The sequence below is a fragment of the Streptosporangium sp. NPDC051023 genome (genome assembly GCF_040689595.1).
In the GTDB taxonomy this organism is placed as follows: domain Bacteria; phylum Actinomycetota; class Actinomycetes; order Streptosporangiales; family Streptosporangiaceae; genus Streptosporangium.
In genome coordinates, this window is the sequence record NZ_JBFBCE010000032.1 from 1 (window position 1) to 23,405 (window position 23,405).

The window sequence follows — 23,405 nt, forward strand, 5'->3', positions numbered from 1 at the left end:
GCTCCATCTGTGGGGGGCCCCCCCCCCCCGCCGGCCCCCCGCGCCCCCCCCCGGCGGGCCCCGTCCCCCCCCTTGTTTTCCTCCCGGCGCACAGGCGGGGGGGGGCCGCGGCCGGCCGCGACGAGACGATCCCGATGCTGTGCAAGATGCGCATCGGGGTCGACCTCGATGAGGTGACCATGGCCTGCACCGACCGCTACCGGCTGACGTACCGCCGCGTGGACTGGGTGCCCGCCGACGGCGACGTGTCCTACGACCTGTGCATACTGCCCCGGCCCCTGGAGGCGGTGTGCGACGCCGTCAAAGGCGGAGATGTCAGCGTGCGGATGGCCACCAACCGCACCGAGACAGGCGAGGTGACTCTGGTCGGGTTCCGCGTCGGCGACCGCGTCGTCACCTCGCGGGTCGGCGACACGGAGTTCATCAACGCCGCCGGCCACCTGAAGGGCGTCAACGACAAGGGCTACCGCACCACCCTTCTCGTTCCCACGGAGCCGTTCCTGGCGGCGATCAAGCGCGCCGACCTGGTGCGGGAATCTCGGGAGGCGGTCGTGCGGATCACCGTGGACCGGGAGGAGATCCGCATCGGGGCCGGGGCGGGATCCCAGGCGATGGCGGAGCCGATCGCGGCCACCGTTCACGGCGAGATCGGCGGCACCATCGCCTTCAACCCCCAGTTCCTGCGGGAGGGCATCACCGCCGTCGGCGGCGACCGGATCCGCATGGAGATCGACACCCCCGTACGTCCGATCATGTGCACGCCCGACCTGGACGACACTCCGTCCCTGGACAGCCCCTACCGATATCTGATCATGCCGATCCGCATCGCCAGCTAACAAGGAGCCCCCGTGACCAACACGCCCCCTCGGATTCCCGTAGCCGCCGCCCCCAGCGAGTTCTTCAACCCGCCTCCGCCCCCGCCGATGCCGGCAGACCTCGACGCCGCGCTGGACGACAGGCTGAGTCCGGCCGAACAGCGCAGGGTCCTGGGAATGGTCTACCGCGCCGCGATGGCCTACGTGCATGGCGGGACCGTTGAGGAGTGGGCGAAGACCGCCCACGACCTCGCCCACACCGTGTACCTGCGAGGAATCCCCGCCTACCGGGAGGCGGTGGAAGCACCTGCGTCGCGGCGATTCAGCGATTCTGCTCCACGCACCGTCGAGGACGTCCTGGCTGACCTGGACGGAGCATCCCATGCCTGAAGGTTCCCCGCCGGTTCTCCCCATGCCCGCAACGGCGGTGCCGATGTGGGAGCTATTGACCGCCCTCGGCCGCTGGGTCGACGAGCACAACCAGGCCCGGAGGCGCCCGCCGGGATGGCGCGGCCTGCTGGCCGTCGTCGTCGGATGGATCCGGCCTCGCCCGCGCACCACTCCCCACGACACCGCCATGAAGATCGGGAAGGTCGGCGAGGAATTCGGTGAGGCCTGCCAGGCCTACAGCGGCTACGTGGGCCAGAACCCCCGCAAGGGGGTCACCCACACGCGCGAGCAGGTCGCTGCCGAGCTGTTCGATGTGGCCCTGACCGCCCTGGTCGCCGCCTACGACTTCAGCGACGCCCCGGCCGCTGACTTCGCCGCCCACCTCACCGCGGTCGCCCGCCGCGCCGGAGTTCTGGGAGACCGCGGTGGCCAATGACACCTCCATCGCCTGGACCGACTACACCATCAACGCCGGCCGCGGCTGCACGAAGGTGTCGCCGGGCTGCGACTACTGCTACAGCGAGCGTGATGACCAGCGGTGGGGCAACACCTTCACCACGATCCGGCCCCGCCCGAAGGCGTTCGCCGACATGTTCGCCCTGTCGCGGAAGGTCGCCCGGGAACGGCCCGGCGACACCGCCCGGGTGTTCCTGAACTCCATGACCGACACCTTCCACCCCGCCTACAGCGCCGACTACACCGCCGAGCTGATGACGGTGATGGCGTTGACGCCGAACCTGACCTACCAGGTGCTGACCAAGCGCCACGCCCGGCTGCGGGCGTTCCTGACCAACGTCGACTGGCTGCGCGCGAGAATGAGCAACGTCGCCAGCACCTACGCCCGGCAGCGGCCCGACCTGGATGACATCACCCGCCACGTCTACGACCTGCCCTACCCGCTGTCCAACGTCCACTTCGGTGTGTCAGCGGAGTCGCAGGAGTACGCCCATCGGCGGATCCCGAAGCTTCTGGCGGCCCCGGCCGGGCGGCGGTTCGTGTCGATCGAGCCGATGCTCGGCCCGGTGGACCTGGAGACGTTCGGCTGGCTGGGCGGGGAGTGCGGGGAGTGCCAGTCCGGGACGGTCGGGTTCGACGAGGGGACCTGTCTGGCCTGTTCGGGTGCCGGTCGGCGGCCGGGCCTGGACTGGGTCATCCTCGGCGGTGAGTCCGGCTTCGGGACCGGGTATCGGCCGGTCGAGCTGGAGTGGATGCGCGACGTCGTCGCCCAGTGCCGTGAGGCGGGGGTGGCGGTGTTCGTCAAGCAGCTCGGCACCGCCCAGGCCCGGCGGTTGGGCTTGCGCGACTTCAAGGGGGAGGGGATGAGCGAGTGGCCGGCGGACTTGGATGATCTGCGGGTGCGCGAGTTCCCTGTCCCGGTCACACTGCACGCCCCCTCTACCCCACAACTAACTAAGTAGATGTACACTTAATGTTGGTCGACCGGCCTCCGATCGACCAACATCCAGGAAAGGACCGACCATGCGTTTCACGGTGCCCGACTCACGTGCCGACGACCAGATCATCCCGATCTTCCATGATCTCGGTACGAGGGATGTCGCGGTGACGTGTTACGCGCCAGACGGGCAGGAGGTCGGCTACGTGGCGGCCATCCCGACGAGCTTCGCCGAGGTGGAGATCGTGGTGGTGCCGGGGAGCGACATCTCGGAAATCGAGATCATTCCCGCCGCCAAATAGGTGCCCCACCGTTGCGACGGCGCTAGATACCCGTACAATTCGATAGAGCGATCGAAGTGCAAGGAGCGAGCGACCACCAGGAGGTTGACATGAACACCAGAGAGATACAGGAACACTTTCGGGAAGTCACCGATGAGGAGAACCTCAACGCCCACCCGGCCACCCGCGAAGCGCTGGAGGCGATCGAGGATCCGTGGGAGCAGTTCCTGAAGGCGTGCGAGATCGCCAACGAAAACGGCCCCAAGTCGCCGGCCATGGCGGCGCTTCAGGAGCAGCGCGTCCTAGGCATTGCCGTCCTGCACCTCATCTTCCGGGTGTCGAAGCTGGCCATCGGCCGCATTCTGGCGATCCCGGAGCTGGCCTCGAAGGGCAGGTCCACCGACCGCCGCGTGGTGCAGAACTGCATCGACCTCATCGACGAGGGGCTTTCCGGGCAGCTTCCCGATTGGACCAAGGAGGAAGCCGCGATGCAGGCGCGCCAGGCGCACCTGCAGATCGTGGAGAGGACCCGGATCGGGACGGTGGCGCGGGAGTTCAGGAAGGCCCACATCTTCGGGTGGACCGAGGGCTGGTGGGGACAGGTGGAGAGCAACGCCAAACTGTCTCGCGAGTCGGGCCTATCCACCGCCGCGGTCGCGCAGATCCGCACCGGCAAGGTCAACCCCACCGCCGCCGAACGGCGAGAGCGCGAGGAGCGCAAGCAGAGGGAGCAGAGGGAGCAGACCACCGGAAAGGCGGTGGAGGCCAAAGCCTCCTGAGACATCGCCTGGACGGTCGCAACGCACAACGAAGGCACCGGATGACCACATCCGGTGCCTTCGTCATGTCCGGGAGAGCGCGGCCGGTCAAGGGCGCGACGTTACCCACCGGCCGTAGGCATGGTGACCGGCATGGGCGAGGTCATCTCACTTCAGCAGGCCCGCCGGGCGCGTTACCGACGCCGCCTGGCACTGGCCGAGCATGCGGTGATGCACCCCGCCCTGCGGTGGGTGACCGGGGAAGGCGACAGCGTCGCCCACCGCCGCACCCCGGCCGGTGCGACTGCCTGCGGCGTCCAAGGCCCCCTCCTGCTGGCCGCCGCAGGCACCGGCCGTTGTGCCGACTGCTACCCCGGCGCGCGGCGGGAGCCCGCGTGAGTCGGGTCGCCGAGGCCGCCCAGCGGCGGGTGACCGGCCGCTCCTCGCAGGCGGCCCGCCTGTTCGCCGACCTCAAGGCCGCCCCGCCGGACGCCCGGCGCCGTTTCCTGGCCGCCCTCACCGGCGAAGACCTCCGGCAGGTCCTGGCCGTCGCCGCCCGCGAGGGCGGCACGCCGTACTCCTTGTGGGATGACGACCCGGTCGGATTTGTCCACGACGTGCTGGGCGAGGCGACCTGGAGCAAACCCCGGGAGATCCTGGCGGCCATCCCCTCCAGCAAGCGCGTCGCCGTCCCCTCGTGCTTCTCATCGGGAAAAACATGGTCACTTGGGCGGGCAACACTTTGGTGGTCTTTCGTTCACCCGCCGGGGCAGGCCAAGGCCGTCACGCTGGCGCCGACATGGCGGCAGGTCGTGCGCCTGGTGTGGTCGGAGATCCGGCACGCCCACACCAGGGCGGGCCTGCCTGGCACGGTAGACGCCGCCCAGCTGAAGATCCCCGACGGGGCCGGGCGGGAAGTCGTGGCCAGTTACGGCTTGAGCGCGGCGCCGTGGAACGAGGCGGCCGTTCAGGGCATCCACTCGCCCCGGCTGCTGCTGGTGGTCGACGAGGCGGGCGGCATCTCCACCACGATCGGCCGGAACCTGCGCGGCATGCTGTCCTCCCAGGGCAGCCACATGGTCGCCATGGGCAACCCTCCCACCGATGAAGAATCCAGCTGGTTTGAGAGCCTGTGCGACCAGGACGGGGTGCTCGTCATCCCGATCAGCGCCTACGACACCCCGGCCCTGTCGGGGGAGGCGGCGCCGCGGTGCCGCTCCTGCCTGGGGAGCGACCACGCCGTCACCAAACACCTGGTGGAGCCGTCCTGGGTGTCGGACACCATCGCCGAGCACGGCGAGGACTCCAACTACGTTCAAAGCAAAGTTCATGCCAGGTTCCCGCGGGGCGGCCCGAACCGGGTGCTGCCGAGCGCGTGGGTGGATGAGGCCGCCGCCAGCGACGAGCCCGACAGCCCGGAGCACATGGCGCTGTGTGACCTGGAGCTGCCGGATGAGAGCGCATCGTGGAAGGTCAAGCGCAACGACTGGATCCGCCTCGGGGTGGACGTTGCCTCCGACGGCGGCGATGAAATGGTGATCTCCCGGTGCGTGGGAGACCTGCTGACCATCCAGCACGTGTCGGCGGGCGCGGCCAATCTCAACCAGGTCGACGTCGCCGGCGCGGTGCTCAAGGAGATCCGGCGGGCCGAGCTGCTGCGCGAGCGCCTCGGCAGCCGGGAGCCGATCCGGGTCAAGGTGGACGCGATCGGCGTGGGCTGGGGAGTGGTCGGCACCCTGACCCGGTGGGGTGATGAGGGTGTGCACGACGCTGTCATCGTCGGGGTGAACGTGGCCGAGGACACCGAGCGGGAGCCGGACGCCGACACGCTGCTGCCCGCCCGTAAGAGGGATGAGCTGTGGCTGTCGATGCGGGCCCTGTTGCGGCCCACCCCGGCCGGGCATGCGCTGCGGCTGCGGGTGGACTCCAAGACGCTGGCGCAGTTGCGGTCGCCGACGATGACGACCAACAGCCGCGGGCAGACGGTGGTGGAGTCCAAGGACAAGATGCGTCGGCGCGGTCTGTCGAGCCCGGACCGGGCCGAGTCGGCACTGCTGTGTGTCTATGAACCGGCGCCGCGGCGGCGACGCAAGAAGCGGGCCCGCCTGGTGGTGTGACCGGTCGGCTGTACCGGACTACGAAATGACACACCGTCACGAGATGTACCGGGATCGCCCCACGGACCTGCACGAATTACTGTGGGACATACCACTACAACCTGATCACCCGGCCGCCGTTACGGCCGGTACTCAGCCGCCATCCCCACCCCGGGCGGCCTCCACACCCTCTGCTAAGTACTCGGACGTTGCGGAGGGGAATTTCACCGTTTCCGGGGACGAGTCCTCCTCCCGCGCCCCCGGCCACGCGCATGCCATGGGGGACTAATGCCGTTGCCGGACTACTCGCCAACGCACGTCTGGGTCGGTGCCGCCACCGTCCCGATCAGCAACCGGAAGGTGCGCCGGGCCTACCTGCGCCAATCGGTGCGGGTCGTCAAGGACGCCCGCATCGACGTCTTGGAGATCTACTGCTCGCAGTGCCGCCGCCCCTACGACGATGTCCGCGATGAGATGTGCAGCGCGGCCGAAGGCAACGAACACCTCCGGGGTGGGCCGATCGGCGAGAGGAAAAAGCGGGCCCACCACCGCCACAGCTGCATCCTGCTCGGCTGCGACTTCCCCACCGTCCTGCGACCGAGGCCTTCGCTGTTCGACGATGACCCCGCCGAGGGCGCCGGCGAAGACGAGGAGCGGCAGGCGGTGTAGGTCAGCACGCGACCTAAGGTCATCAGGCCCCATACCGTCCATGCCGCACGGTGTAGGCGGCAAGGGGGCCCTGGGGTGGAGATCCGATCGTTGATGCGGCGGCTGCTGCCCGGTCAGGAGCGGTCGGCAGTCGCCCGGCGCACCGAGCGCAAGGTCGTCTTGGCCGACTACTACGCCGCGATGGTGTCCGCGGGCCTGTACTCGACCTACCAGTCCAAGCCGTGGCCGGTCGAGCGGGCGGTGGCCGAGGCATACGAGCGGCTGGTCTACGTCTACAAGTCGGTCGAGGCGATTGCCGGGCACGCCTCGCGCCTGCCCTACCGGCTGCGCGAGGGGGAAGAGGTGCTGGGCGAGCACCCGATGTACCGGCCGCTGAACGTGCAGGCCAACCCGATGGAGACCGGTCGGCAGTTCAAGAAGCGGCTGGCCATGCAGGTGCTGTTGTCCAAGCGGGGCGCGTTTGTGGAGAGGACCCGTTCGGCCAGCGGCAACGTGGTACGGCTGGACCTGCTGCCGCCGGGCCGTACCTACCCGGTGCCCGGCACCGGCCAGGAACTCATCTCCCACTACGAGGTGCTGCGGCCCGACGGCTCGCGCCAGCGGATCGAGACCGAGAACGTCGTCTGGGTCCGCGAGCCGCACCCGCTCGACGCCTACAGCGGCGTCACACCGCTGGAGGCGGCGGGACTTTCCATCGAGTTGGACTTCATGACGCGCCTGTTCAACGTCTCGTTCCTGAAGAACGACGGCAGGCCTGGCGGGATCGTCGCCATCGATGGCGAGCTGGACGACTGGGGAATGGCCGAGTTGCGGTCGCGGTTCGGCACGGGCCCGGCGCAGGCGGGCCAGCTCACGGTGGTCGAAGGGCAGGTGTCCTATGTCGACGTCGCCGCCAAGCCGCGCGACATGCATTACGCCGACATGTCGAAGACCTCCAAGATCGAGATTTTGACGGCGTTCGGGGTGGGCGAGTCGGTCATCGGCTACGCCGCTGACCGCACCTATGAAAACGCCGAGCAGGAGTTGCTGAACTTCTGGACGATCACGATGATCCCGTTCCTGGATCTGCTGGCCTCGGCGTTCGACGCCGATTCCAGCGACGGCCTGGAGGGATTTTTCGACGTGTCCGGCGTGGAGGTGTTGCAGCGCGCGGAGATCGCCCGGCGGGCCGAGGCGCGCGAGGAGTGGGACAAGGGCCTGATCAGCATCAACGAGTACCGGGAGCGGGTCGGCCGGGAACCGATCGACATGCCGCGCGCCCGTGGCCTGTGGGTGCCCAACGGCAAGACCCTCATCCCCGCCTCCGTGGAAGATCAGCGCAAGATCGACGAAGAGACGGCGGCGAAGCTGCCACCGGCCCTGGCGCAGAACGCGATCGACGGCAAAACGCCGCTCGCGCTGCCACCCGGTTCCCGGCCGAGCGTGCCGGTGGACAGCGCCGGGGAGCAGGAGCCTGCGGCGCCGGCCGTCTCGGCGGCCAAGGCACTCGCCACCGCCGACTGGATCCGGTTCGGGGTCGACATCGACTCCGACGGTAGGGATGAGATGGTGATCGGCCAGCGCGTGGGGGACCTGTTGACTGTCCAGCACGTCTCTAAGGCCGATGCACCCCCTTCCTCCTCGACCGGCGCGGCCGACCTCCCGGGGGGTGAGTCGGGGGCGGTCGCCCGGCCGGTGCTGCGCCTGGTGCGACCAGCGGAGGCCAAGGCCAGTCCGGCGCCGCAGTGGGCGGAGTCGGTGCCGGACGGCGCCGCCCGCGACCGGCTGGAGACCATGGTGGCCGCCGCTCTGGCCGCGGTCGGCCTGCGCCTGGTGGAGCGCACCGCGGCCCGCCTGGGATCGAGCAAGGTGCGCCGGGGAACCCGGCACTGGGTGGCCGAGCACGAGGTCGACACCCGGCGGGGCGACAAGGCGGTGGACGCGGCCGGGGCGGTGGACGCAGATCGGTGGGAGGAGGAGACGCAGCAGGCCGCTCACCCGCTGGTGACGGCTGCGGCGACGGCCGCCGCGGCGGTGTTGGTCGCCGACCTGGTCTCTGGGGATGAGCCCGCGCCGTACGACCTGACGCCGCTGGTGGAGTCGGTGCTGTCGCTCGTGGGCGCCGCGGCGCGCGGGCAGGCAGAAAAGCTCCGCGTCCTGGTGGCCTCCCTGGACGCCGAGGGCGCGGACATGGCCGTCATCACCGAGGCCGTCCGCGATCGAGCACCGGAGATGACCGCCTGGGCCGAGCGGGTGGCGGTGCAGGCCGCCACGGTCACCGTCAACGGCGCCCGGGAGGTCGCCGCCGCAGCGGTGACCGGCGCCGGGTACGCGGTCGACAAGACGTGGATTTCCCGCCGTGACGAGAAGGTCCGTGACAGCCACCGGCAGGCACACGGCCAGCACCGGCCGGTCGGGGAGTTGTTCTCCGTCGGGGAGGCGCTGCTGCGGTATCCGGGGGATCCGTCCGGGCCGCCGAAGGAGACCTACGAGTGCCGATGCTGGGCGACGCACCGTTCCCGCGCCACTGGCCGGTTCGTCCCGGCGCCGGAGGGGCGGACCCGCTTCACCCGGGCCGACCGGGAGGATGCCGCCGCCCGGCGGGCGTCGTGATCACGCGACGGTAGCGGGCGGCGCCTGGCACGATCCTGCCTGCCACCCCCTATGGCCACCACGAGGGGGAATCCATGGCTCTGGTCCGGGAGAACGGTACGGCGCTGGCCAAGGCGCCGGGCAGCGGCGTGCTGGAGTCGGTCACCGACACCGACCCGCTGGTCAAGGTGAAGATCGCCGTCTACAAGGACAGTCCGTACGACAACGTGGAGCTTCCCACGCAGATGCGGCAGCTGAGGTTCCGAGCCGGGCAGATCATCCGGCAGTCGGAGTGGGATGCGGAGTTCGTCGTGCCGACCATCGTCGCGGTGAGTCCGGCGACCGGCCTGGCCGCGGGCGGCACGGTCATCACCATCACGGGCAGCGGCTTCACCGCCGATACCACGGTCACTGTCGGCGGCAACGCGGCCACCGCGATCGACGTCGACACGGCCGCGAAGGTCAAGGCCACCACCGCGGCGCACACGGCCGGGGTGGTGGATGTGGTGGTCACCACCGCAGGCGGGTCGGCCACCAAGGTCGGCGGTTTCACCTTCACCTGATCGCGTCCGCCTGCTGTCCCTGCGGGAGGAGGCGACCTTACCGCCGGCGCCCTTCTACCTTGCCGATTATCACGCGCACCCACCCCGCGACCGTGATCTGCAAGGGGAGGGGCGTCTGTGCGCCTGGAATTCAAGGCCGCCACCGCACCGGCCGGGGCGGAACTGCTGGAAGCTGACGATGAGACCGGCGTCGTCGAGGCGATCGTGTCGGTCACCGGAATCGTCGACTCCGACGACGACATCATCACCCCCGGCGTGTATGCCGAGTCGCTGGCCCGGCGCCGCCCCAAGGGGCTGTTCGCCCATGACTGGAAGCAGTGGGCCTCCAGGACGGAGAACATCGAGGAGTGGCTGCCGGGGGATCCGCGGCTGCCGAAGACGACCCGTAACGGCCGCCCCTGGCCTACCGAGGCGGGCGGCCTGTACGTCAGGACCCGCTACAACCTCGACACCACCAGCGGCCGGGACGCCTACCACCACGTGAAGTTCTACTCCCAGAGCGGGGAGTGCGAGTGGAGCATCGGCTACCGGGTGCCCAAGGGCAAGGGGGTGCGCGGAAAGGACGGCGTCCGCCGCATCACCGGAATTGATCTTTTCGAGTACAGCCCGGTCCTGTTCGGCGCCAACAGCGAGACCGGCACGCTGTCGTTCAAGGCCGCCGAGATCTCCGAGGGCGACGAGGGGGACTACGAGCCGATCACGGCCAAGTGCGCCGACGGCGTCGACCGCACTCCGGCCGGCGGTAGTGACCCCGGCGGTGATGCCGCCGAGGGGGAGGAGCAGGATGACCCCTCGAATGCCGACGTGCCCCTCGACGGGCCGCCCGCCCAGGAGCCGGTCGACGACGCCGAACTTCGTGCCGCGGCCGAGCAGCTGGATGAGGCGGAACTGGCCGAGGGTGCTGCACATGCACCGGCTATGGCCGATGAGGACGTCGCGGAAGGCGAGCAGGCCGATGCCCCCTCTTCCTCCTCGACCGGCGCAACCGAGGAGGAAGAGGCCTCGACCGAGGAGGAAGAGGACGCACAAGGCGACGCGCCGGACCAGGGCGGCGCCAAGGACGGTGCGCCCGGGGTCGCCGACACCCCCGCCGATGCCGCCGCGGTCGCCCGGCTCAAGCGGTGGTACGCCCGTGGAGAGGGCGCGGTGAAGATCGGGTGGGGGACCGCGGGGGACTGGGAGCGGTGCGTTCGCCTGGCCGGTGAGCACATGTCGCCGGACAAGGCCAAGGGGTTCTGTTCCAACATCCACCGGCAGGTGACCGGCGAGTGGCCGGGCCCGCAGGCCCACGGCGGCAAAGCGCAGGAGATGGTGGAGTCGGCCCGCTACCCCTACCTTCCCGGGAGCTATGAGGAGCGGCGGGACACGCTGCGGGAGATGGCGGCCAAGCTGCTGGATGTGCCGGTGACCCACGCCGAGGTCGTGGCGACCTGGCCCGACCGGATCGTGGTGACCGCCCTGACCGACACCGGGCAGGGCGCCAAGTCCTTCGAGCTGCCCTACACCGCCGGGGCCAGCGGCACCCTGCTGGTCGGCCAGCCGGTGCCGGTGGAGGTGAGCGTGCGTGTGGAGGGGGAGGTCGGTGCGCCGCTGCCCTACGCGGCGATGATCGAGGAGGCCGCCCAGGGGATCAAGACGTTGCTGGCGCATGGCGAGGCCAAGGCGGGGCGGGTGCTGTCGACGGCCAACGCCCGGCGCCTGGTGCACGCGGTCGAGCAGATCGTGTTCGTGCTCAAGGCGGCCGGGTTGCCCGTCAACGACAATCCGGAGGTTGAGGAGGAGGCCGATGCGGTGGCCGCGCCGTCGGAGTCCACGGCGCCCTCCGCGCGCGGCGAGAGCGCCAAGGCGGCCGGGGTCGTCGTGGGAGAGGATTTGCAGGCGCGCATCGCGGCGATCCTGGCCGATGCGCAGGCGGTGCGGGTGTGATGAGCCGTGCGGGGCGCCTGGGAGATAGTGGAGGCGCCCCGCAGGCTCATCGGATCCCCCTGGGAGGGGATTGGGGCCGCGGGTGCCCCCCCGACAACCCGCGGCCCTGCGACTGAGCGGCGAGCGCAAGGCGTGGTGTGGCTGCTCGTCGATCACCCCGTCAGACCCGAGCGGTGAGCGGGCGGGTCCGGCGTCGCGTTGACGCTTACAGTAACCAGCCGGTGACTCTGGCGGCATGTTCGTGGGGCGTTTGCCACCCGTCAATTTCGTACTGAAGTACGACGCGCCGATGCCGGAGACGTTGACCTCCCGGCCGTAGACGAAGGGCGCGACCTAACGCCCGTCCGATGCCTACCGTCAGCAGTGATCGTGTCGTCCCCGTGCTGACAGGGCGAACGACCGGACACCCCCAGTGTCTTGCGGCCATGCGCGCCGTTGGCGCTGTGTGCCGCCGTTCGCAACGGAGCACTGCACGTGGGTTCGACCACAGCACTCAAGGATCGCCTCAAGGAGCTGAACGAGGCGCTCGTCGTCAAGGCCGACGACATCGAGAACCACGCCATGGCGTGGAAGGACGAGACCGGCAAGGGCGAATACGTCATCGGCGCCGCCGAGTACGAGAAGTTCCTCAAGGCCGTCAACGAGGCCGACGAGATCCGTCAGGCCATCGCCGTGACCCAGAAGGGTCTGGGGATCTTCTCCTTCATCGAGCAGCCGGTCGGCGACGGCCCGGTGGCCGGTGCCGAGCAGACGGGCCACAGGTTGGCGCAGATGGGCGCCAAGTCGCTGGCCGATGAGTGGCTGGCCTCCGGCGCCTTCGCCGAGATGAAGGAGTCGGGCTTTCGCCGCTTCGGTCAGGTCGCCGGGTTCGAGCGGGGCCTGTCGTCCTTCCAGCAGAAGGACGTCTACTCCGCCATGGCGGGGACCATCACCCTGCCGGCGCTGGGCACCCAGGAGAACCTCGGCCTGACCCAGCGCATGCTGCGGCCGGGAAGGGTTCGTGATCTTTTTCCGGCTGAGCGAACCACAGCGAATCTGCTGTGGGGTATCCGGGAGACCGGGTTCACCAACCGCGCCGCCACCGTGCCCGAGCGGCGCGCCGCCGACGGCACCAGCCCCCCGACCGGCGGGCCGACCGACGTTTTCGGCCTCAAGCCTCGGTCCGATCTGACGATCGTTCCGATTTCTTACCCCATTTCGACAATTGCGCACATCATGTACGCACACAAGAACACGATGGACGACGAGCCGCGCCTTCGGGGTCTTATGGATCGCGACATGGTTGACGGTGTAAAAATGCAGGAGGACTGGCAAATTCTTTATGGTGATGGAATCGGCGAGAATCTCACCGGTCTTTTCAACACCAGCGGAGTCCAGACCTACACCGGCCTTTCCAGCGACAGCAGATCGGCGCAGGTTCGTCGCGCCATGACGAGATCGATTCTCGCCTACTTCATGCCTTCGGGCGTGGTCATGCACCCTCTGGACTGGGAAGACCTGGAGCTGGAGAAGGATAAGAATGGCGCCTATATCATCGCGGTCTCCGTGGCCGTGGGTGGCGAAAAGCGCGTGTGGCGGCTTTCCGTCGTCGACACTCCGGCCATTCAGGAGGGTAAGTTCATTCTCGGCGCCTGGGGCACCGGAGCGAAGCTTTACGATCGAGAGCAAGTGAATATCCAGGTCAGCACGGAAAACCGGGATATGTTCGAAAGAAACGCGGTCACCATTCGCTGCGAAGAGAGAATTGGATTGGTGGTTGATCGTCCCGAATCATTTGTGATCGGCACCTTCACCACCCCCGCGTAAATACAATTAAATAGGCAGCCACATTTTCCGGGCGGGGCGTTAATTATTAATGCCCCGTCTGGATTCTTTCCCGGGGCGGCTGTTGGCAAAGCGATCCAGGGGGAAACTTGCCCGCAGGTTTGCCTGGGCACCGCTGAGACGTCTTCCGGCGGTGCGACCGCGGCCTGAAGGGGGTGATGTGCCACCCCCTGGCCAACCGCACGTCAGCGGCCGATCATGCGCCCGCCATGCCGCCCGCCGTCCCCGTGGCCGTCGGCCGCCGGGGCGGGCAGACGCACGCCGGGACGCTACGGCCTTCTCCCTCCTACGGTCGGTCCGGTCTAGTGATCAACGTGGAGAGGATGTCGGGTGAAGCGCCTGATGATCATCGCTGTGGTGTGGGGGAGCCTGCTGGTCTCCGCCGTGGGTGTGGCCGCTCCCGCCCAGGCCGTGCCGTGCGGGCAGGACCGCTGCGTCCGCCTGACGACCTACCGGCCCGCGCCGCGCCCGGCCGCCTGCGCCCGCCCGCGCTGCGCCCTTCCCCGCCGGCAGCACCGGCCTCGGATCCAGGTCCGCCAGACCCAGATCGTCACCCAGAGCCCGGGGGCGCCCACCACGCCGCTCCCGGCCCCGCAGCCACAGACGCGGGAGATCACCAACCTGTGTGCGTTCCTGGTGCTCTGGCTGGGCCTGAACGGCCCCGGGTCGTGACCGCTGGTAGAGCGCGACCCAACCGGACGGGCGTGCCTATGGTGCATCGGAATCAACCGGCCGTCTGGAGGAGCTGACCGTGGCCGAACGTAAGAGCAAGGGGCAGGAGGCCGACTCCTCGGCCGAGACCGCCACCGCGACCACTTCCGGTGAGACCGCCGAGCCCAGCGACGTGGCGCAGTCGTCGGCGGCCCCGATCGATCCGCCGCTGACGGCCCGGCAGATGCAGCAGCAGCCGTTGCACGGCCACCCCGACTCCACCACCAACGCCGTCTCGGCGTCCAACGCGCTGCGGTCGGTTCCCGGGTCGGCCCACGAGGGCCTGGTCGATGAGAACGAGCAGCCGCTGGACATCGAGGACGTGTTCGTCTTCCCTGAGGCCGGTGACCCGAGCACGTTCGCCACGGTGAAGGTGCGGGTGTTCGAGCGGTTCAAGTACCCCAACGCCTCCCAGGTTACCTCTCACCTGCTGTACCCGGCCGGGGCGCAGGTGCCGGTGTGGCAGGCCCGCAAGGTCGTCGACAAGTACCGCGAACTACAGGCGGAGCAGACGATCTCTTGATCGTGCGGTCGGGGCCGTTGCTGTGGGGGGATGGCCCTGGTCGCGCTGGCGCGGCGTCCTTTTTCCATGGGGGTGGGGGGACGCCGCGCCCCCTCTTCTCGTCTGACGGCGCGACCTTACCGGGCGCCTCCTGCCACCGTCGGCGCTGTGAGCACACCTGTCCTGATCGTGTCGGTCTCCGACGTCGCCCGGCACCTGCGCATCGGCGAGCCGTGGAACGAGGACGACCGATGGCTGATCCAGCAGGCCATCTTCGACGCCCAGACCGATTTGGAGGCCTACCTGGGCAGGCCGATCACGCCTCGGCTCTACACCCAGAAGGGCCTGTGGCCGATCTCGAGCCACCCACATGGCTACGTACTGGCCTACACCCCGGTCATCGCGGTCCTGTCCGCCACGCCGGAGACGTTCGAGGGACAGTCGACCGGCCGCTACACGGTCACCTACACCGCGGGCCTGGATGCGGCCAACGCCCCGGACCTGGAGCCGATGCGGCGCCTGGTGCGCGCTCACGCGATGGCCTCCCCGGTGCTGCGTGACCTGGCCCAACGTCTGGGGGCCGCCTCGGCGCGAGTTCCGCAATCGGTGGCGGTGGAGGGCCAGTCGGTGACCTACGCCGATGAGAAAAACGCGTCGCAGGCCGAGCAGGGGGATCGTGCGGCCGGTTCGCTGCCGACGTTCGCCACCTGCCGGCAGTGGCGCATCGCCGGGCGCCGGGCGCACCAGATGCCGAGCCAGTACAGCGCGCCGTGGCCGTATGACCGCAACACCTACACCGGACAGTGGGAGGCCTGACATGTTTCGCCGATTCGTGCTGATCCGATTGCAGGACGTCAGCGGCGTCTCCGGGCGGGGGATCGTCGTGCACGGCGTGCAGTTCCCCGACGGGGTGTGCGCCTACCGGTGGCACAGCGACCGCCGTACCACCTGCGTGGCCGACGGCATCGACGACATCGAGGCCATTCATGGGCATGGCGGTGCCACGGTTGTGCACTGGTTGGACGGCGAGGACGATCCGGCCCTGGATACTGTGACCGCCCTCTGGGACATCGAGCGGAACCACGTACTGCCGGTTCCGGACGGCTCGCTGCGGGGCCCGAAGGAGGGGGAGCGTGGCAGTGCTGCTGCCTGACCGCTCCTTGGGGGTGCGGCGGCGCACTGGCGGGGCGATCGGCTCGCATGGGGAGCGCACGGGTTACACCTGGGCGGCGATGGTCGGTCCGTGGCCGGGCCGGGCCGATGAGGGGCCGGATACGGCGATCGGCGAGATCGAGGGCCGGGTGTGGGTGCTGGCGGTGGATCCGGCGGCCTGGCCGGTCTATCAGAAAGACCTGGTGGTCGACCCGGACTCAGGGCAGGCCTGGCTGGTCACCTCTGCCGACCTGCTGGAGCACACCGAGTACCCGGAGGTCAGCTACATCCGCGTCGAGGGGCACGCCCGCACCGTTGAGGGGGCAACGCGGCCCTAATGTCGTCAGGTCGAACAGGCGACGTTATCGGGCGTGGGGTGGCACGGTGGCAGAAGTCGCCAGGCTCGTCACAGCATGGCGATGGCCGCCGGGTCCCCCGATCGCATGCGGCCCCGTGGGGGAGGTGCCCAGCCGGGAGAGGGCACCTCCCCTCCTCATCTCTGACGGTCCTGACGGTCGGTGTGCATCAGCGCCTCGATGTCCAGCAAGGGGCCGATCTTGATGCCCATCGCGTCGGCCAGGTCGAGCGCTGGCCGTGGGTCGCCGCCCAGGGCCCGAACCATTTCGATGTAGGTGCGGCAGGGCCAGGGCAGGCGGCGGCCGTGGGAGTCACGGCAGGTCGGGCACTTCAGCTCCGCGTGGGGATCCCCGGGGCTGTGCAGGTGTCGCAGGACGACGGTCCCCCGCAGAACACACTCGATGTGCCGGGATCCGGCGTAGGCGGTCAAGGCCATCAGCCGTGGATCGCCCGGTTCCTCGATCGGGCCGCTTCCGATCATCTCCTCTCCTCTTCGGTGAGGTGCGGCCTGCGGTACTGCAGGAACTCCATGAACCGGGCGACCTCCCACTGGTTCTCCGACGAAAGCCCCCGGTCGGTCATCTCGATTGCCAGGGGAGGCGGGATGGTCAGGTCGGCGCCGTTCAGGCGTTCCACCGGCAGCCCGAACAATGCGGCCAGGCGTGCCATCTCGTCGTCGTCGGGGACGGTACAGCCCACCTCCCACGCGGCGACCTCCTCCTCGGTGACCTGCATGGCGTTGGCCACGAGGAGACGGGTCATGCCGAGGTAGTCACGCTCTTCGGCGATGCGCTGGGCGGGGGTCATGAAGCCTTTGCCGCCTTTTCGTCGCAGGTTTGCAGACGGCGGCGGAGGGTCTCGGCCGCCGTGGCGTTCAGGGCCCGGAAGGTCTCGGCCTCGGCGCGGAAGTTCTGCGTGATCCGCTGGATGGCGCGAATCTGCCGTTCGGCGATGTCGAAGAAGGCCTCGGCGTCCCGATAGTCGACGGAGTCGAGTTCGCCGTCGCCGCACCAGTCCTCCTCAGCGGCGTCCCCCAGCGCGCGGCGGGCCTGGCGCAGCAGGGCCATGGCGTCCTTGAGGGCGTCGGTGGCGGCGTCGCACCGCTTAACGTGAGCGGCGAAGTGGTCGGCGTGCGCCTGGTCGGCCTCCACCTCGGCCAAGACGAGGCGCCACAGCCGTTCCCCGTCGTCATCGCCGAAGCGGATCCGCAGGCGAGTCGGCAGGTCGGGAAAGGCGCGGCCGGTGGCGTCGGGCTCGGCGGCGAGCAGGGTGGCCAATTCAACGGGGGTGCCGGGCAGGTCGACGGGGAGGTGGTCGACGTCGGTCCGGTCTGAGTCGTAGGGGACGTCCTCGAAGCAGACGCCCTCGGGGTAGGCGGTGGTCTTCATCTGCCTGCGCAGAGCCTGCAGGTAGGAGCTGCGCTGCTCCTCGGCGGCGAAGGGGCCGAGGTGGGCGGTGGGGTAGCCGGGCTTGACGACGTCGATCGCGAAGGCGGGGGCGTCGGCGAGCTGGAGCGGGGAGGTCAAGTGATCGTTGTTCATCTTTCGCCTCACATTTGCGTTGAGGGTGGGGTCAGGAACGGATCTGGACGGGGACGGGAAGGCCATAGTGCAGGGCCAGGGCGCGGGCGCACTCGGGAATGTCACCGCTAGTGATCAGGCGGTCGGTGTGGCTGTAGGCGCGGTAGCCGTCCGTGCCGGCGGTGACGCCGCCCAGGTGCATGCGCAGGGCGCAGACGATGGCGGGGTGGCCCTCGAAGATCAGGGTGTGGTGGCCGACGTCCTGGCGGTGCACATGGACGGTGGTGGGCGGCTCGGTTGCGGCCGGGGCGCACACGACGACGGCGACCTTGTTGGCGCGCACGATCGTCCATCCGGCTCCGGACAAGACCTTCTCGTAAGCGGTCATGGCCTCATCCCAGGTCGCGCGTTCGGCCTGGGTGCGGGGGCGCTCGATCTCGCCTCTTTGGACGCGGCAGATGGCCACATTCCACACGTCGTGCATGAGGAAGAACCCGTCGCTGTTGTCCTCGGAGGGGAGCAGACCGTTGCCGGTGAGGATGTCGTGGGCGGCGCGGAAGTCCCAGCGGGGCGCCCCCTCGTAGGGGGGTATCGGGGCGCCGGGGCCGGTCAGGATTTCGAACATGACATTGATAGTACGCCTACTTAGCAGATTGCGGAAGGAGAACCGGCCACCTTCTTCTGCTTCCAAAGTGCGGGTACTTAGTAAGTCAGGGGTGTGAGCGGCACGGCCGCAGGCAAGGACGCTACCGATAGCCGACGGCTACGGTGCACGGGTGCTGTGGACCCCGCCGATCGGTGCCATCGGGCTGACCTACTCCACCGGCTGGGCCAACGTGCGCGCCACGATCGGCCACACGCTGGCCGGGGAGTCCAGCCACTACACCCAGGCCTTCATCGTCATCGACGCCGAGCGCGTGATGGAGGCCGGGCACTGCGGCGCCCGCGTAGCCGATCGCCGGGACTACGTCGGCCGCTACGTGCTCTACGGCTGGCTCCCGGACCTGAGCGCACACCAGCGCGAGGAGGTGGCGCGGGCGGCCCTGTCGCTGGACGGCGTTGGCTACAGCCTGCTGGATTACCTGATCTTCCTGCGGCGCCGTATGCGGCCCGAGCGCCCAGCGCCGCCCTACGGTCTGCTGCCGGTGCAGCTGGTCTCCGAGACCTACCGGCGGGCGGGCATCAACCTGCTCGATCTGCTCGACAGCGGTGAGGCGGTGGTGACCCTGTCGGCCCTGGGGGAGGCGTTCATGTCGCGCAGGGAGTGGGAGATGCACGCCCCGGCCGGTCGCTACTCGTGAAGGAGGGGTGACGGTGCGGGTGGAGTTGCGTCGTGACCTGGAGGAGATGGTGGCCCGGCGCATGGTGGGGCTGGTCAATCGGCTGACGGTGCAGGTCGCCGCCGAGGCCGCGGCCCGCGCGCCGGCGGCCAAGGTGTGGGTCACGGTGGCCGACGAGCGGGTCCGCCCCTCCCACCGCGACGCCGACCACCAGATGATCCCGGGGAACCTGCGCTTCAAACTGCGTAAGCAGTCACCGGCCGCGCCGGGCCAGCGCGCCCAGCTGATGGCCGGATACGACCTGGCGCGCGAGCCCCGGGATCCGTCGCTGCCGCTGGACCAGCGGCGAAACTGCCGGTGCGTGGCGATCACCGTGCCGAAGGCAATCGCGATGAAGGTGCGCGCGAGCCCGGCGGCGGCAGCCGGGCGGCGAGTGGTGGGGAGGGTGAGCGTGGTCTTCCCGCGGATCGTGGAGTCCCACACCGGCACCAGCGGTGATGCGGCGGCCCCGTTCCTGGCGCAGGCGGTGGATGCGGTGGCCGCCCGGGTGCGGGGTGTGGGCGCCCGCCGTACCTAGCGCGCGACCTTAGTCCGGGCCGCCGGGCACCGTGGGGGCGTTGATTCAGCCGGACGTTGGAGGCGCGCCGTGTCGGAAAAGATGGTCACCTTGACCCTTGCCCACCCTCTGGAAGAGGAGGGCGCCAAGCGGGTGCGGGCCAAGCAGATCCGTGACTATCAGGTCGGCGAGAAGATCTCCGTGCCCTATCACGAGGCGCGCGGGATCATCTCGGCCGGGTATGCCGCCGGGATCGATCCCGAAGACATCGAGCAGGTACAGGAGGCCCTGGCGACGGCCGCAACGAGCACGGCGGCGGGCAAGCAGACCGTGAAGGCCGACAAGCCCTGATGGACGTCCACCGCCTGGCGCGCACCGACCCGATCCCGCGGGTGATCGCTCACCTGTCGTCGCATCCGGAGGTGACGGCGGCGCTGGGCGGGCCGGATCGAGTGGGGCTGGACAACGTCGCCCCCTTCCCCCGGCTGGTGATCACCGACCCGCCGGGGGATGACCGCAATCTGATCAAGCTGGTGATCTCCACCGTGCAGATCGAGGCGTACGGCGACCTGGACGGCACGATCGGCAAGGGCGCGCTGAAGGCGTTGTGCTACCTCGCGCTGGCCGCCCTGAAGGAGCTGCCGGAGCTGCCGACCCCGCCCGGCGGCCCGGTCATCACCGAGGTGCTGGGGGGCGTGGGGGTGGGATGGTCGCCCGAGCCGAGCGGGCAGCCGCGCTACGTCGCCCAGTGCCGTATCTGGTCGCACGCCTGCCGACGGGTGTGATTCACACCGTGCACGCGTGGGCGTTCACGCGCACCCTGAGAGCGTGCAGGGCGGTGAGCTGGGCGTTCACGCCCGTTCACGCCGTGCGCGCACGGGTGGGCCGTCCGTGGACGGCGCGGCGGGCGACGTGGGAGTTCACGCCTGCGGGGGTGTGAGGATTCCCGCGGGCGCCAGACCGAAGGCGTGCATGACCGCCCGGCACCGCATGGCGCGTGCACGGTGGGCGGCCGGGCAGGCCGGAACGTTCACGGGCGTCTGCGGGGCGGGAGTGGCGTCGGCCGCGGCCGGGGTGGCGACGGCAAGGAAGGCGCGCCCGTCGGGGGTGTCGGCGAGGGCGACGGCGAGCCGGTCGAGGGTGGGGACCATCGGCGGCGCTCCAATTCGTGGGGTGGTTGCACCTGCAAACAGTTTAGAGGTGGCCGCCCTGACGGCATAGGCGCTTTCGACCGGCGCGGCCGACGAGGGCGCGACACAAGAGCGGCGCCGGATCTACGGTTCCTGCGATGCGACACCCCCATGAGTGACATCTGAGGAGATGCCCCATGGCGGTGGACAGCGACCGGATCTTGATCCCGCAGCTTGCGCGGGTCTACCTGGCGCCCGTGGGCACCACGGCCCCAGCCGGAGCAGAAGACACCCTGGCCGCGGCCTGGCGCGAGGTCGGATATTTCACACCCGACTCGTTGAAGTTCAACACGGACCCCTCCTTCGAGGAGGTCAAGTCTCACCAGTCGTCCAAGGCGACCCGGCGCTGGCAGACCGAGGACAGCGCCACCATCCAGGTGGACCTGCAGGAGTGGTCCGGCGACAACTTCAAGGCAATCTTCGGTGGGGGCACCGTCTCCGAGATCGCCGCGGTGGTCGGCCCGCCCGCCGTGCCCAAGCACTACAAGTACAGCCCTCCGGCCGTGGGAGGTCGCACCCAGATCGCTGCGATCGTCGAGGTCCACGACGAGGCCAAGGTCTACCGGCTGATCGTGCCCAAGGCCGAGCAGTCCGAAGGCGCCGAGATCAGCTTGGACAAGACCAAGGAATCCACGCTGCCGCTGCGCCTGGCCGTGTTGGGCAACGACATCGGTGACGACTGGTACATCCGCACCAACGACGACTCCTTCGCCCCCATCCCCTGATCCGCGCCGGGGCCCGTAAAGCAATCTTGGCGTCACACTTCCGAGCGGGTGGTGACCAAACCAGCGGAAGGCCCATATCGTCGATGTCGCCCGCGGCTCCGTCTCTCATCCAGTCTGATTCGACGGGCCGGGACGGCGGCCGGGTGCTTGTCCGGGGGGTCCAGCACCCGGCCGTCCACCTCCTGTGATGCAGGGGGCGACCTTAACGCCCCAGGACTGTGACCCTGTGCGGTGATCACCACGGCTACTAAGTAGTCGAACAATCACCGTTGGGAGTCACCGTGTCCTATACCTCTGAAACCGTCGACCTGGCCGCCCGCCGCGCCGAACGTGCCCGGGCACGCGCGGCCCGCCGCGAGGGCCGCGGGGAGACGCTGCGCATCCAGTACGGCGAGGTGTTCATCGCCGAGCTGGCAGCCGAATTCCCCCTTGATGTGCTGGAGCCACTGCAGGACCTCAACGTCGACCTGCCGCTCCTGATCAGCCAGGCGCTACAGCTGTTCAGCAAGACCAGCGACGACACCGTCAGCAACGAGGCGGCGCTGGAGTTCATCGTCGGCGTGCTGGCCACCAACCCCGACCTGCCCAAGGAGATCGTCTCCATGGTGCAGGAGATGGCACGGCGCCTGTTCGGCGAGGACGGCTATGCCACGTTCGTGGCGACCCGGCCCACGCCGTGGGACGTGGCCGACCTGGCGACGCTGCTGTTTTCCTGGTACGGGGTGGGCCTGGGGGAATCATCGCCGTCCACTACGCCCTCGCCCGCTGGAGCGACCTCGAATACGACCTCCGCGCCCACCTCGGCATCGACGCCCGCCGGGCGTGGGGACGGCCTGGAGAAGAAGGCTTCCTAGGGGTACGGCAGCTGGCCGGGTTCCTGGAGCGGCTGCCGGAGACCTCCTACATCCGCACTACCACGCAGATCCGCGAGCAGCTGCGCCTGGCCGAGCAGTGGACGCTCACCCACGAGCTGCTGGCCCAGGTGATCGAGATGGTGTCGGTGCTGGCTGCGGAGATGCGGATCAAGAAGCCGGTCGAGGTCAAGCGGCCGGCCCACCTGCAGCGTCAGCAGGCCCGTGCGGAGACCGGGCTGAGCGGCACCAAGCACGCCGTGGCGGTTTTGAGGAACGCCCAGGCGCGGCGGGCTCGACGAGCGGCGTGACCACACCCGAGGAGAGACGTCATCGACATCGCCTACGACACCGAGTTTCTGGAGCGGGGCCCGGATTACCCGATCATGCTGATCTCCATCGGAATGATCAATGATTCCGGCGATCTCCTGTATGCGGTCAACGCCGACATGGACCTGGCGGCGGTGTATGCCCACCCGTGGCTGCGCACGAACGTCTACCCCCACCTGCCGCGCACCACGGCCCGGTGCCGCTGCCTCGCTGGCCACCTCGATCTGGCCGACCCGGCGGTGATGTCCCGGCCGCAGATCGCCCGTATGGTGGCCGACTTCATCACCTACCGCCCCTCCCCGCGGCTGTGGGGCTGGTACAGCGACTACGACCACGTGGTGCTCGCGCAGCTGTTCGGCACCATGGCGCAGTTGCTGGCGGGCATCCCGCAACGCACCAACGACCTTCAGCAGGAGATCGACCGCATGGGCAACCCGCCGCTCCCCTCCCAGGAGGGGCCCGCCCACCACGCCCTGGCTGACGCCATGCACATCCAGCGCCTACGCCGCCTGCTGGGCCCGATGCCCCCGGCCAGGGCTGCGGAGGCGTGATGGTGGTGACGGTGTGGGAGTGGGTGACGGTCGACTTCCAGACCGGCCATCCCGGGTGGCGGGCGTTGTGCCTGGGCGCCGGCGAGGTACGGATCGTGGTGGTGGCCGGGTGGCTGATGCAGGAGGAGATGGCCTACGCCGAGTCCACCGGCCGCCGCATCGCCGATCCCGACCGCCTGCCGTATCGGCGGGTGGTGGCTGCGGTGACCGCCGACGATGCCGCCCTGGTGGAGGCATTCACCGTCGAGGGGTTCTGGCGGCTGCTGGCCCCCGGGGAGAAGGTGCCGGGGTCTGCCGAAGTCAACGCCGAGGTGCGGCGCCGTGCGTCGATGAGGTGACGCCCTGCGGCGCCTGGCGAGCGTCGCAAGGCGCTTTCAGCAACCCAGGCGGCGCC

General features: G+C 69.4%; 32 protein-coding genes. 27 read left to right on the forward strand and 5 right to left on the reverse strand.

What is annotated here, in order from left to right; all coding sequences use genetic code 11:
• Positions 1–5: 5 nt before the first annotated feature.
• From AB0395_RS21590 to AB0395_RS21675, 18 genes are all read left to right on the forward strand, one after another.
• Positions 6–836: a DNA polymerase III subunit beta gene (locus AB0395_RS21590; RefSeq protein ID WP_366283253.1), complete on the forward strand. Its 831-nt coding sequence runs from the start codon at positions 6–8 to the stop codon at positions 834–836.
• Positions 837–848: 12 nt separating this feature from the next.
• Positions 849–1,205 (forward strand): hypothetical protein, encoded by a 357-nt coding sequence (locus tag AB0395_RS21595; RefSeq protein WP_366283040.1) that lies wholly within the window; start codon positions 849–851, stop codon positions 1,203–1,205.
• Entirely contained in the window at positions 1,198–1,641 is a 444-nt protein-coding gene (locus AB0395_RS21600; RefSeq protein ID WP_366283042.1) for a MazG-like family protein, read from the forward strand. Before AB0395_RS21595 ends, AB0395_RS21600 begins: the two co-directional genes overlap by 8 nt.
• Positions 1,631–2,623 (forward strand): DUF5131 family protein, encoded by a 993-nt coding sequence (locus tag AB0395_RS21605; RefSeq protein WP_366283043.1) that lies wholly within the window; start codon positions 1,631–1,633, stop codon positions 2,621–2,623. Before AB0395_RS21600 ends, AB0395_RS21605 begins: the two co-directional genes overlap by 11 nt.
• Positions 2,624–2,684: 61 nt before the next feature.
• Positions 2,685–2,900, forward strand: a complete 216-nt coding sequence (locus AB0395_RS21610; RefSeq protein WP_366283045.1) for a hypothetical protein — start codon at positions 2,685–2,687, stop codon at positions 2,898–2,900.
• A gap of 89 nt (positions 2,901–2,989) precedes the next feature.
• Complete coding sequence (locus AB0395_RS21615) at positions 2,990–3,658, forward strand: hypothetical protein (protein WP_366283047.1); 669 nt, start codon at positions 2,990–2,992, stop codon at positions 3,656–3,658.
• A 132-nt stretch (positions 3,659–3,790) separates the two neighbouring features.
• Positions 3,791–4,036, forward strand: coding sequence for a hypothetical protein (locus AB0395_RS21620; protein WP_366283049.1), 246 nt, complete (start codon positions 3,791–3,793; stop codon positions 4,034–4,036).
• Entirely contained in the window at positions 4,033–5,754 is a 1,722-nt protein-coding gene (locus AB0395_RS21625) for a hypothetical protein (RefSeq protein WP_366283051.1), read from the forward strand. The genes AB0395_RS21620 and AB0395_RS21625 overlap by 4 nt, the downstream gene beginning before the upstream one ends.
• Positions 5,755–6,021: 267 nt before the next feature.
• On the forward strand, positions 6,022–6,402 hold the full coding sequence (locus AB0395_RS21630; protein WP_366283052.1) for a hypothetical protein: 381 nt from the start codon (positions 6,022–6,024) through the stop codon (positions 6,400–6,402).
• A gap of 75 nt (positions 6,403–6,477) precedes the next feature.
• Positions 6,478–8,994, forward strand: a complete 2,517-nt coding sequence (locus tag AB0395_RS21635) for a phage portal protein (protein ID WP_366283054.1) — start codon at positions 6,478–6,480, stop codon at positions 8,992–8,994.
• A gap of 74 nt (positions 8,995–9,068) precedes the next feature.
• Complete coding sequence (locus AB0395_RS21640) at positions 9,069–9,536, forward strand: IPT/TIG domain-containing protein (RefSeq protein WP_366283056.1); 468 nt, start codon at positions 9,069–9,071, stop codon at positions 9,534–9,536.
• 117 nt (positions 9,537–9,653) lie between these two features.
• Complete coding sequence (locus AB0395_RS21645; protein WP_366283058.1) at positions 9,654–11,462, forward strand: HK97 family phage prohead protease; 1,809 nt, start codon at positions 9,654–9,656, stop codon at positions 11,460–11,462.
• A 474-nt stretch (positions 11,463–11,936) separates the two neighbouring features.
• The gene (locus AB0395_RS21650) at positions 11,937–13,268 is read left to right on the forward strand and encodes a phage major capsid protein (protein ID WP_366283060.1); all 1,332 of its coding nucleotides are present in this window, start codon (positions 11,937–11,939) and stop codon (positions 13,266–13,268) included.
• 348 nt (positions 13,269–13,616) lie between these two features.
• A complete protein-coding gene (locus AB0395_RS21655; protein WP_366283061.1) occupies positions 13,617–13,958 on the forward strand; it encodes a hypothetical protein in 342 nt (113 codons plus the stop codon).
• Between the two features lie 79 nt (positions 13,959–14,037).
• On the forward strand, positions 14,038–14,520 hold the full coding sequence (locus AB0395_RS21660; RefSeq protein ID WP_366283062.1) for a hypothetical protein: 483 nt from the start codon (positions 14,038–14,040) through the stop codon (positions 14,518–14,520).
• Positions 14,521–14,667: 147 nt separating this feature from the next.
• On the forward strand, positions 14,668–15,315 hold the full coding sequence (locus tag AB0395_RS21665; protein ID WP_366283063.1) for a hypothetical protein: 648 nt from the start codon (positions 14,668–14,670) through the stop codon (positions 15,313–15,315).
• 1 nt (position 15,316) lies between these two features.
• Positions 15,317–15,652 (forward strand): hypothetical protein, encoded by a 336-nt coding sequence (locus tag AB0395_RS21670; protein ID WP_366283064.1) that lies wholly within the window; start codon positions 15,317–15,319, stop codon positions 15,650–15,652.
• Positions 15,633–15,989 (forward strand): hypothetical protein, encoded by a 357-nt coding sequence (locus tag AB0395_RS21675; protein WP_366283065.1) that lies wholly within the window; start codon positions 15,633–15,635, stop codon positions 15,987–15,989. Before AB0395_RS21670 ends, AB0395_RS21675 begins: the two co-directional genes overlap by 20 nt.
• 155 nt (positions 15,990–16,144) lie before the next feature.
• Here AB0395_RS21675 and AB0395_RS21680 read toward each other — a convergent pair whose 3' ends face one another.
• From AB0395_RS21680 to AB0395_RS21695, 4 genes are read right to left on the reverse strand one after another with little or no spacing between them, the layout of a single operon-like run.
• Positions 16,145–16,489 carry a hypothetical protein gene (locus AB0395_RS21680; protein ID WP_366283067.1) on the reverse strand — a complete coding sequence of 115 codons (345 nt, stop codon included), beginning with the start codon at positions 16,487–16,489 and terminating at the stop codon, positions 16,145–16,147.
• Positions 16,486–16,815, reverse strand: coding sequence for a helix-turn-helix transcriptional regulator (locus AB0395_RS21685; RefSeq protein WP_366283068.1), 330 nt, complete (start codon positions 16,813–16,815; stop codon positions 16,486–16,488). Before AB0395_RS21685 ends, AB0395_RS21680 begins: the two co-directional genes overlap by 4 nt.
• Positions 16,812–17,549 carry a hypothetical protein gene (locus tag AB0395_RS21690; protein WP_366283070.1) on the reverse strand — a complete coding sequence of 246 codons (738 nt, stop codon included), beginning with the start codon at positions 17,547–17,549 and terminating at the stop codon, positions 16,812–16,814. The genes AB0395_RS21685 and AB0395_RS21690 overlap by 4 nt, the downstream gene beginning before the upstream one ends.
• Positions 17,550–17,580: 31 nt before the next feature.
• The gene (locus AB0395_RS21695) at positions 17,581–18,153 is read right to left on the reverse strand and encodes a hypothetical protein (protein ID WP_366283071.1); all 573 of its coding nucleotides are present in this window, start codon (positions 18,151–18,153) and stop codon (positions 17,581–17,583) included.
• Positions 18,154–18,304: 151 nt separating this feature from the next.
• On the opposite strand from AB0395_RS21695, the gene AB0395_RS21700 reads away from it, so the two are divergent.
• From AB0395_RS21700 to AB0395_RS21715, 4 genes are all read left to right on the forward strand, one after another.
• On the forward strand, positions 18,305–18,829 hold the full coding sequence (locus AB0395_RS21700) for a hypothetical protein (RefSeq protein WP_366283073.1): 525 nt from the start codon (positions 18,305–18,307) through the stop codon (positions 18,827–18,829).
• A 7-nt stretch (positions 18,830–18,836) separates the two neighbouring features.
• On the forward strand, positions 18,837–19,385 hold the full coding sequence (locus tag AB0395_RS21705) for a hypothetical protein (RefSeq protein WP_366283075.1): 549 nt from the start codon (positions 18,837–18,839) through the stop codon (positions 19,383–19,385).
• A gap of 69 nt (positions 19,386–19,454) precedes the next feature.
• On the forward strand, positions 19,455–19,715 hold the full coding sequence (locus AB0395_RS21710) for a hypothetical protein (RefSeq protein WP_366283076.1): 261 nt from the start codon (positions 19,455–19,457) through the stop codon (positions 19,713–19,715).
• On the forward strand, positions 19,715–20,149 hold the full coding sequence (locus tag AB0395_RS21715; RefSeq protein WP_366283078.1) for a hypothetical protein: 435 nt from the start codon (positions 19,715–19,717) through the stop codon (positions 20,147–20,149). The genes AB0395_RS21710 and AB0395_RS21715 overlap by 1 nt, the downstream gene beginning before the upstream one ends.
• A gap of 135 nt (positions 20,150–20,284) precedes the next feature.
• Here the strand turns inward: AB0395_RS21715 and AB0395_RS21720 are convergent, their stop codons facing one another.
• Entirely contained in the window at positions 20,285–20,515 is a 231-nt protein-coding gene (locus AB0395_RS21720) for a hypothetical protein (protein WP_366283079.1), read from the reverse strand.
• A gap of 176 nt (positions 20,516–20,691) precedes the next feature.
• On the opposite strand from AB0395_RS21720, the gene AB0395_RS21725 reads away from it, so the two are divergent.
• The 5 genes from AB0395_RS21725 (at position 20,692) to AB0395_RS21745 (ending at position 23,349) form a co-directional block, all read left to right on the forward strand.
• Complete coding sequence (locus AB0395_RS21725) at positions 20,692–21,279, forward strand: hypothetical protein (RefSeq protein ID WP_366283081.1); 588 nt, start codon at positions 20,692–20,694, stop codon at positions 21,277–21,279.
• Positions 21,280–21,560: 281 nt separating this feature from the next.
• Complete coding sequence (locus AB0395_RS21730; protein ID WP_366283083.1) at positions 21,561–22,133, forward strand: hypothetical protein; 573 nt, start codon at positions 21,561–21,563, stop codon at positions 22,131–22,133.
• Positions 22,134–22,261: 128 nt separating this feature from the next.
• Positions 22,262–22,441 (forward strand): hypothetical protein, encoded by a 180-nt coding sequence (locus AB0395_RS21735; RefSeq protein WP_366283085.1) that lies wholly within the window; start codon positions 22,262–22,264, stop codon positions 22,439–22,441.
• Between the two features lie 27 nt (positions 22,442–22,468).
• The gene (locus tag AB0395_RS21740) at positions 22,469–23,011 is read left to right on the forward strand and encodes a 3'-5' exoribonuclease (protein WP_366283255.1); all 543 of its coding nucleotides are present in this window, start codon (positions 22,469–22,471) and stop codon (positions 23,009–23,011) included.
• Complete coding sequence (locus AB0395_RS21745; RefSeq protein ID WP_366283087.1) at positions 23,011–23,349, forward strand: hypothetical protein; 339 nt, start codon at positions 23,011–23,013, stop codon at positions 23,347–23,349. Before AB0395_RS21740 ends, AB0395_RS21745 begins: the two co-directional genes overlap by 1 nt.
• Positions 23,350–23,405: the final 56 nt, after the last annotated feature.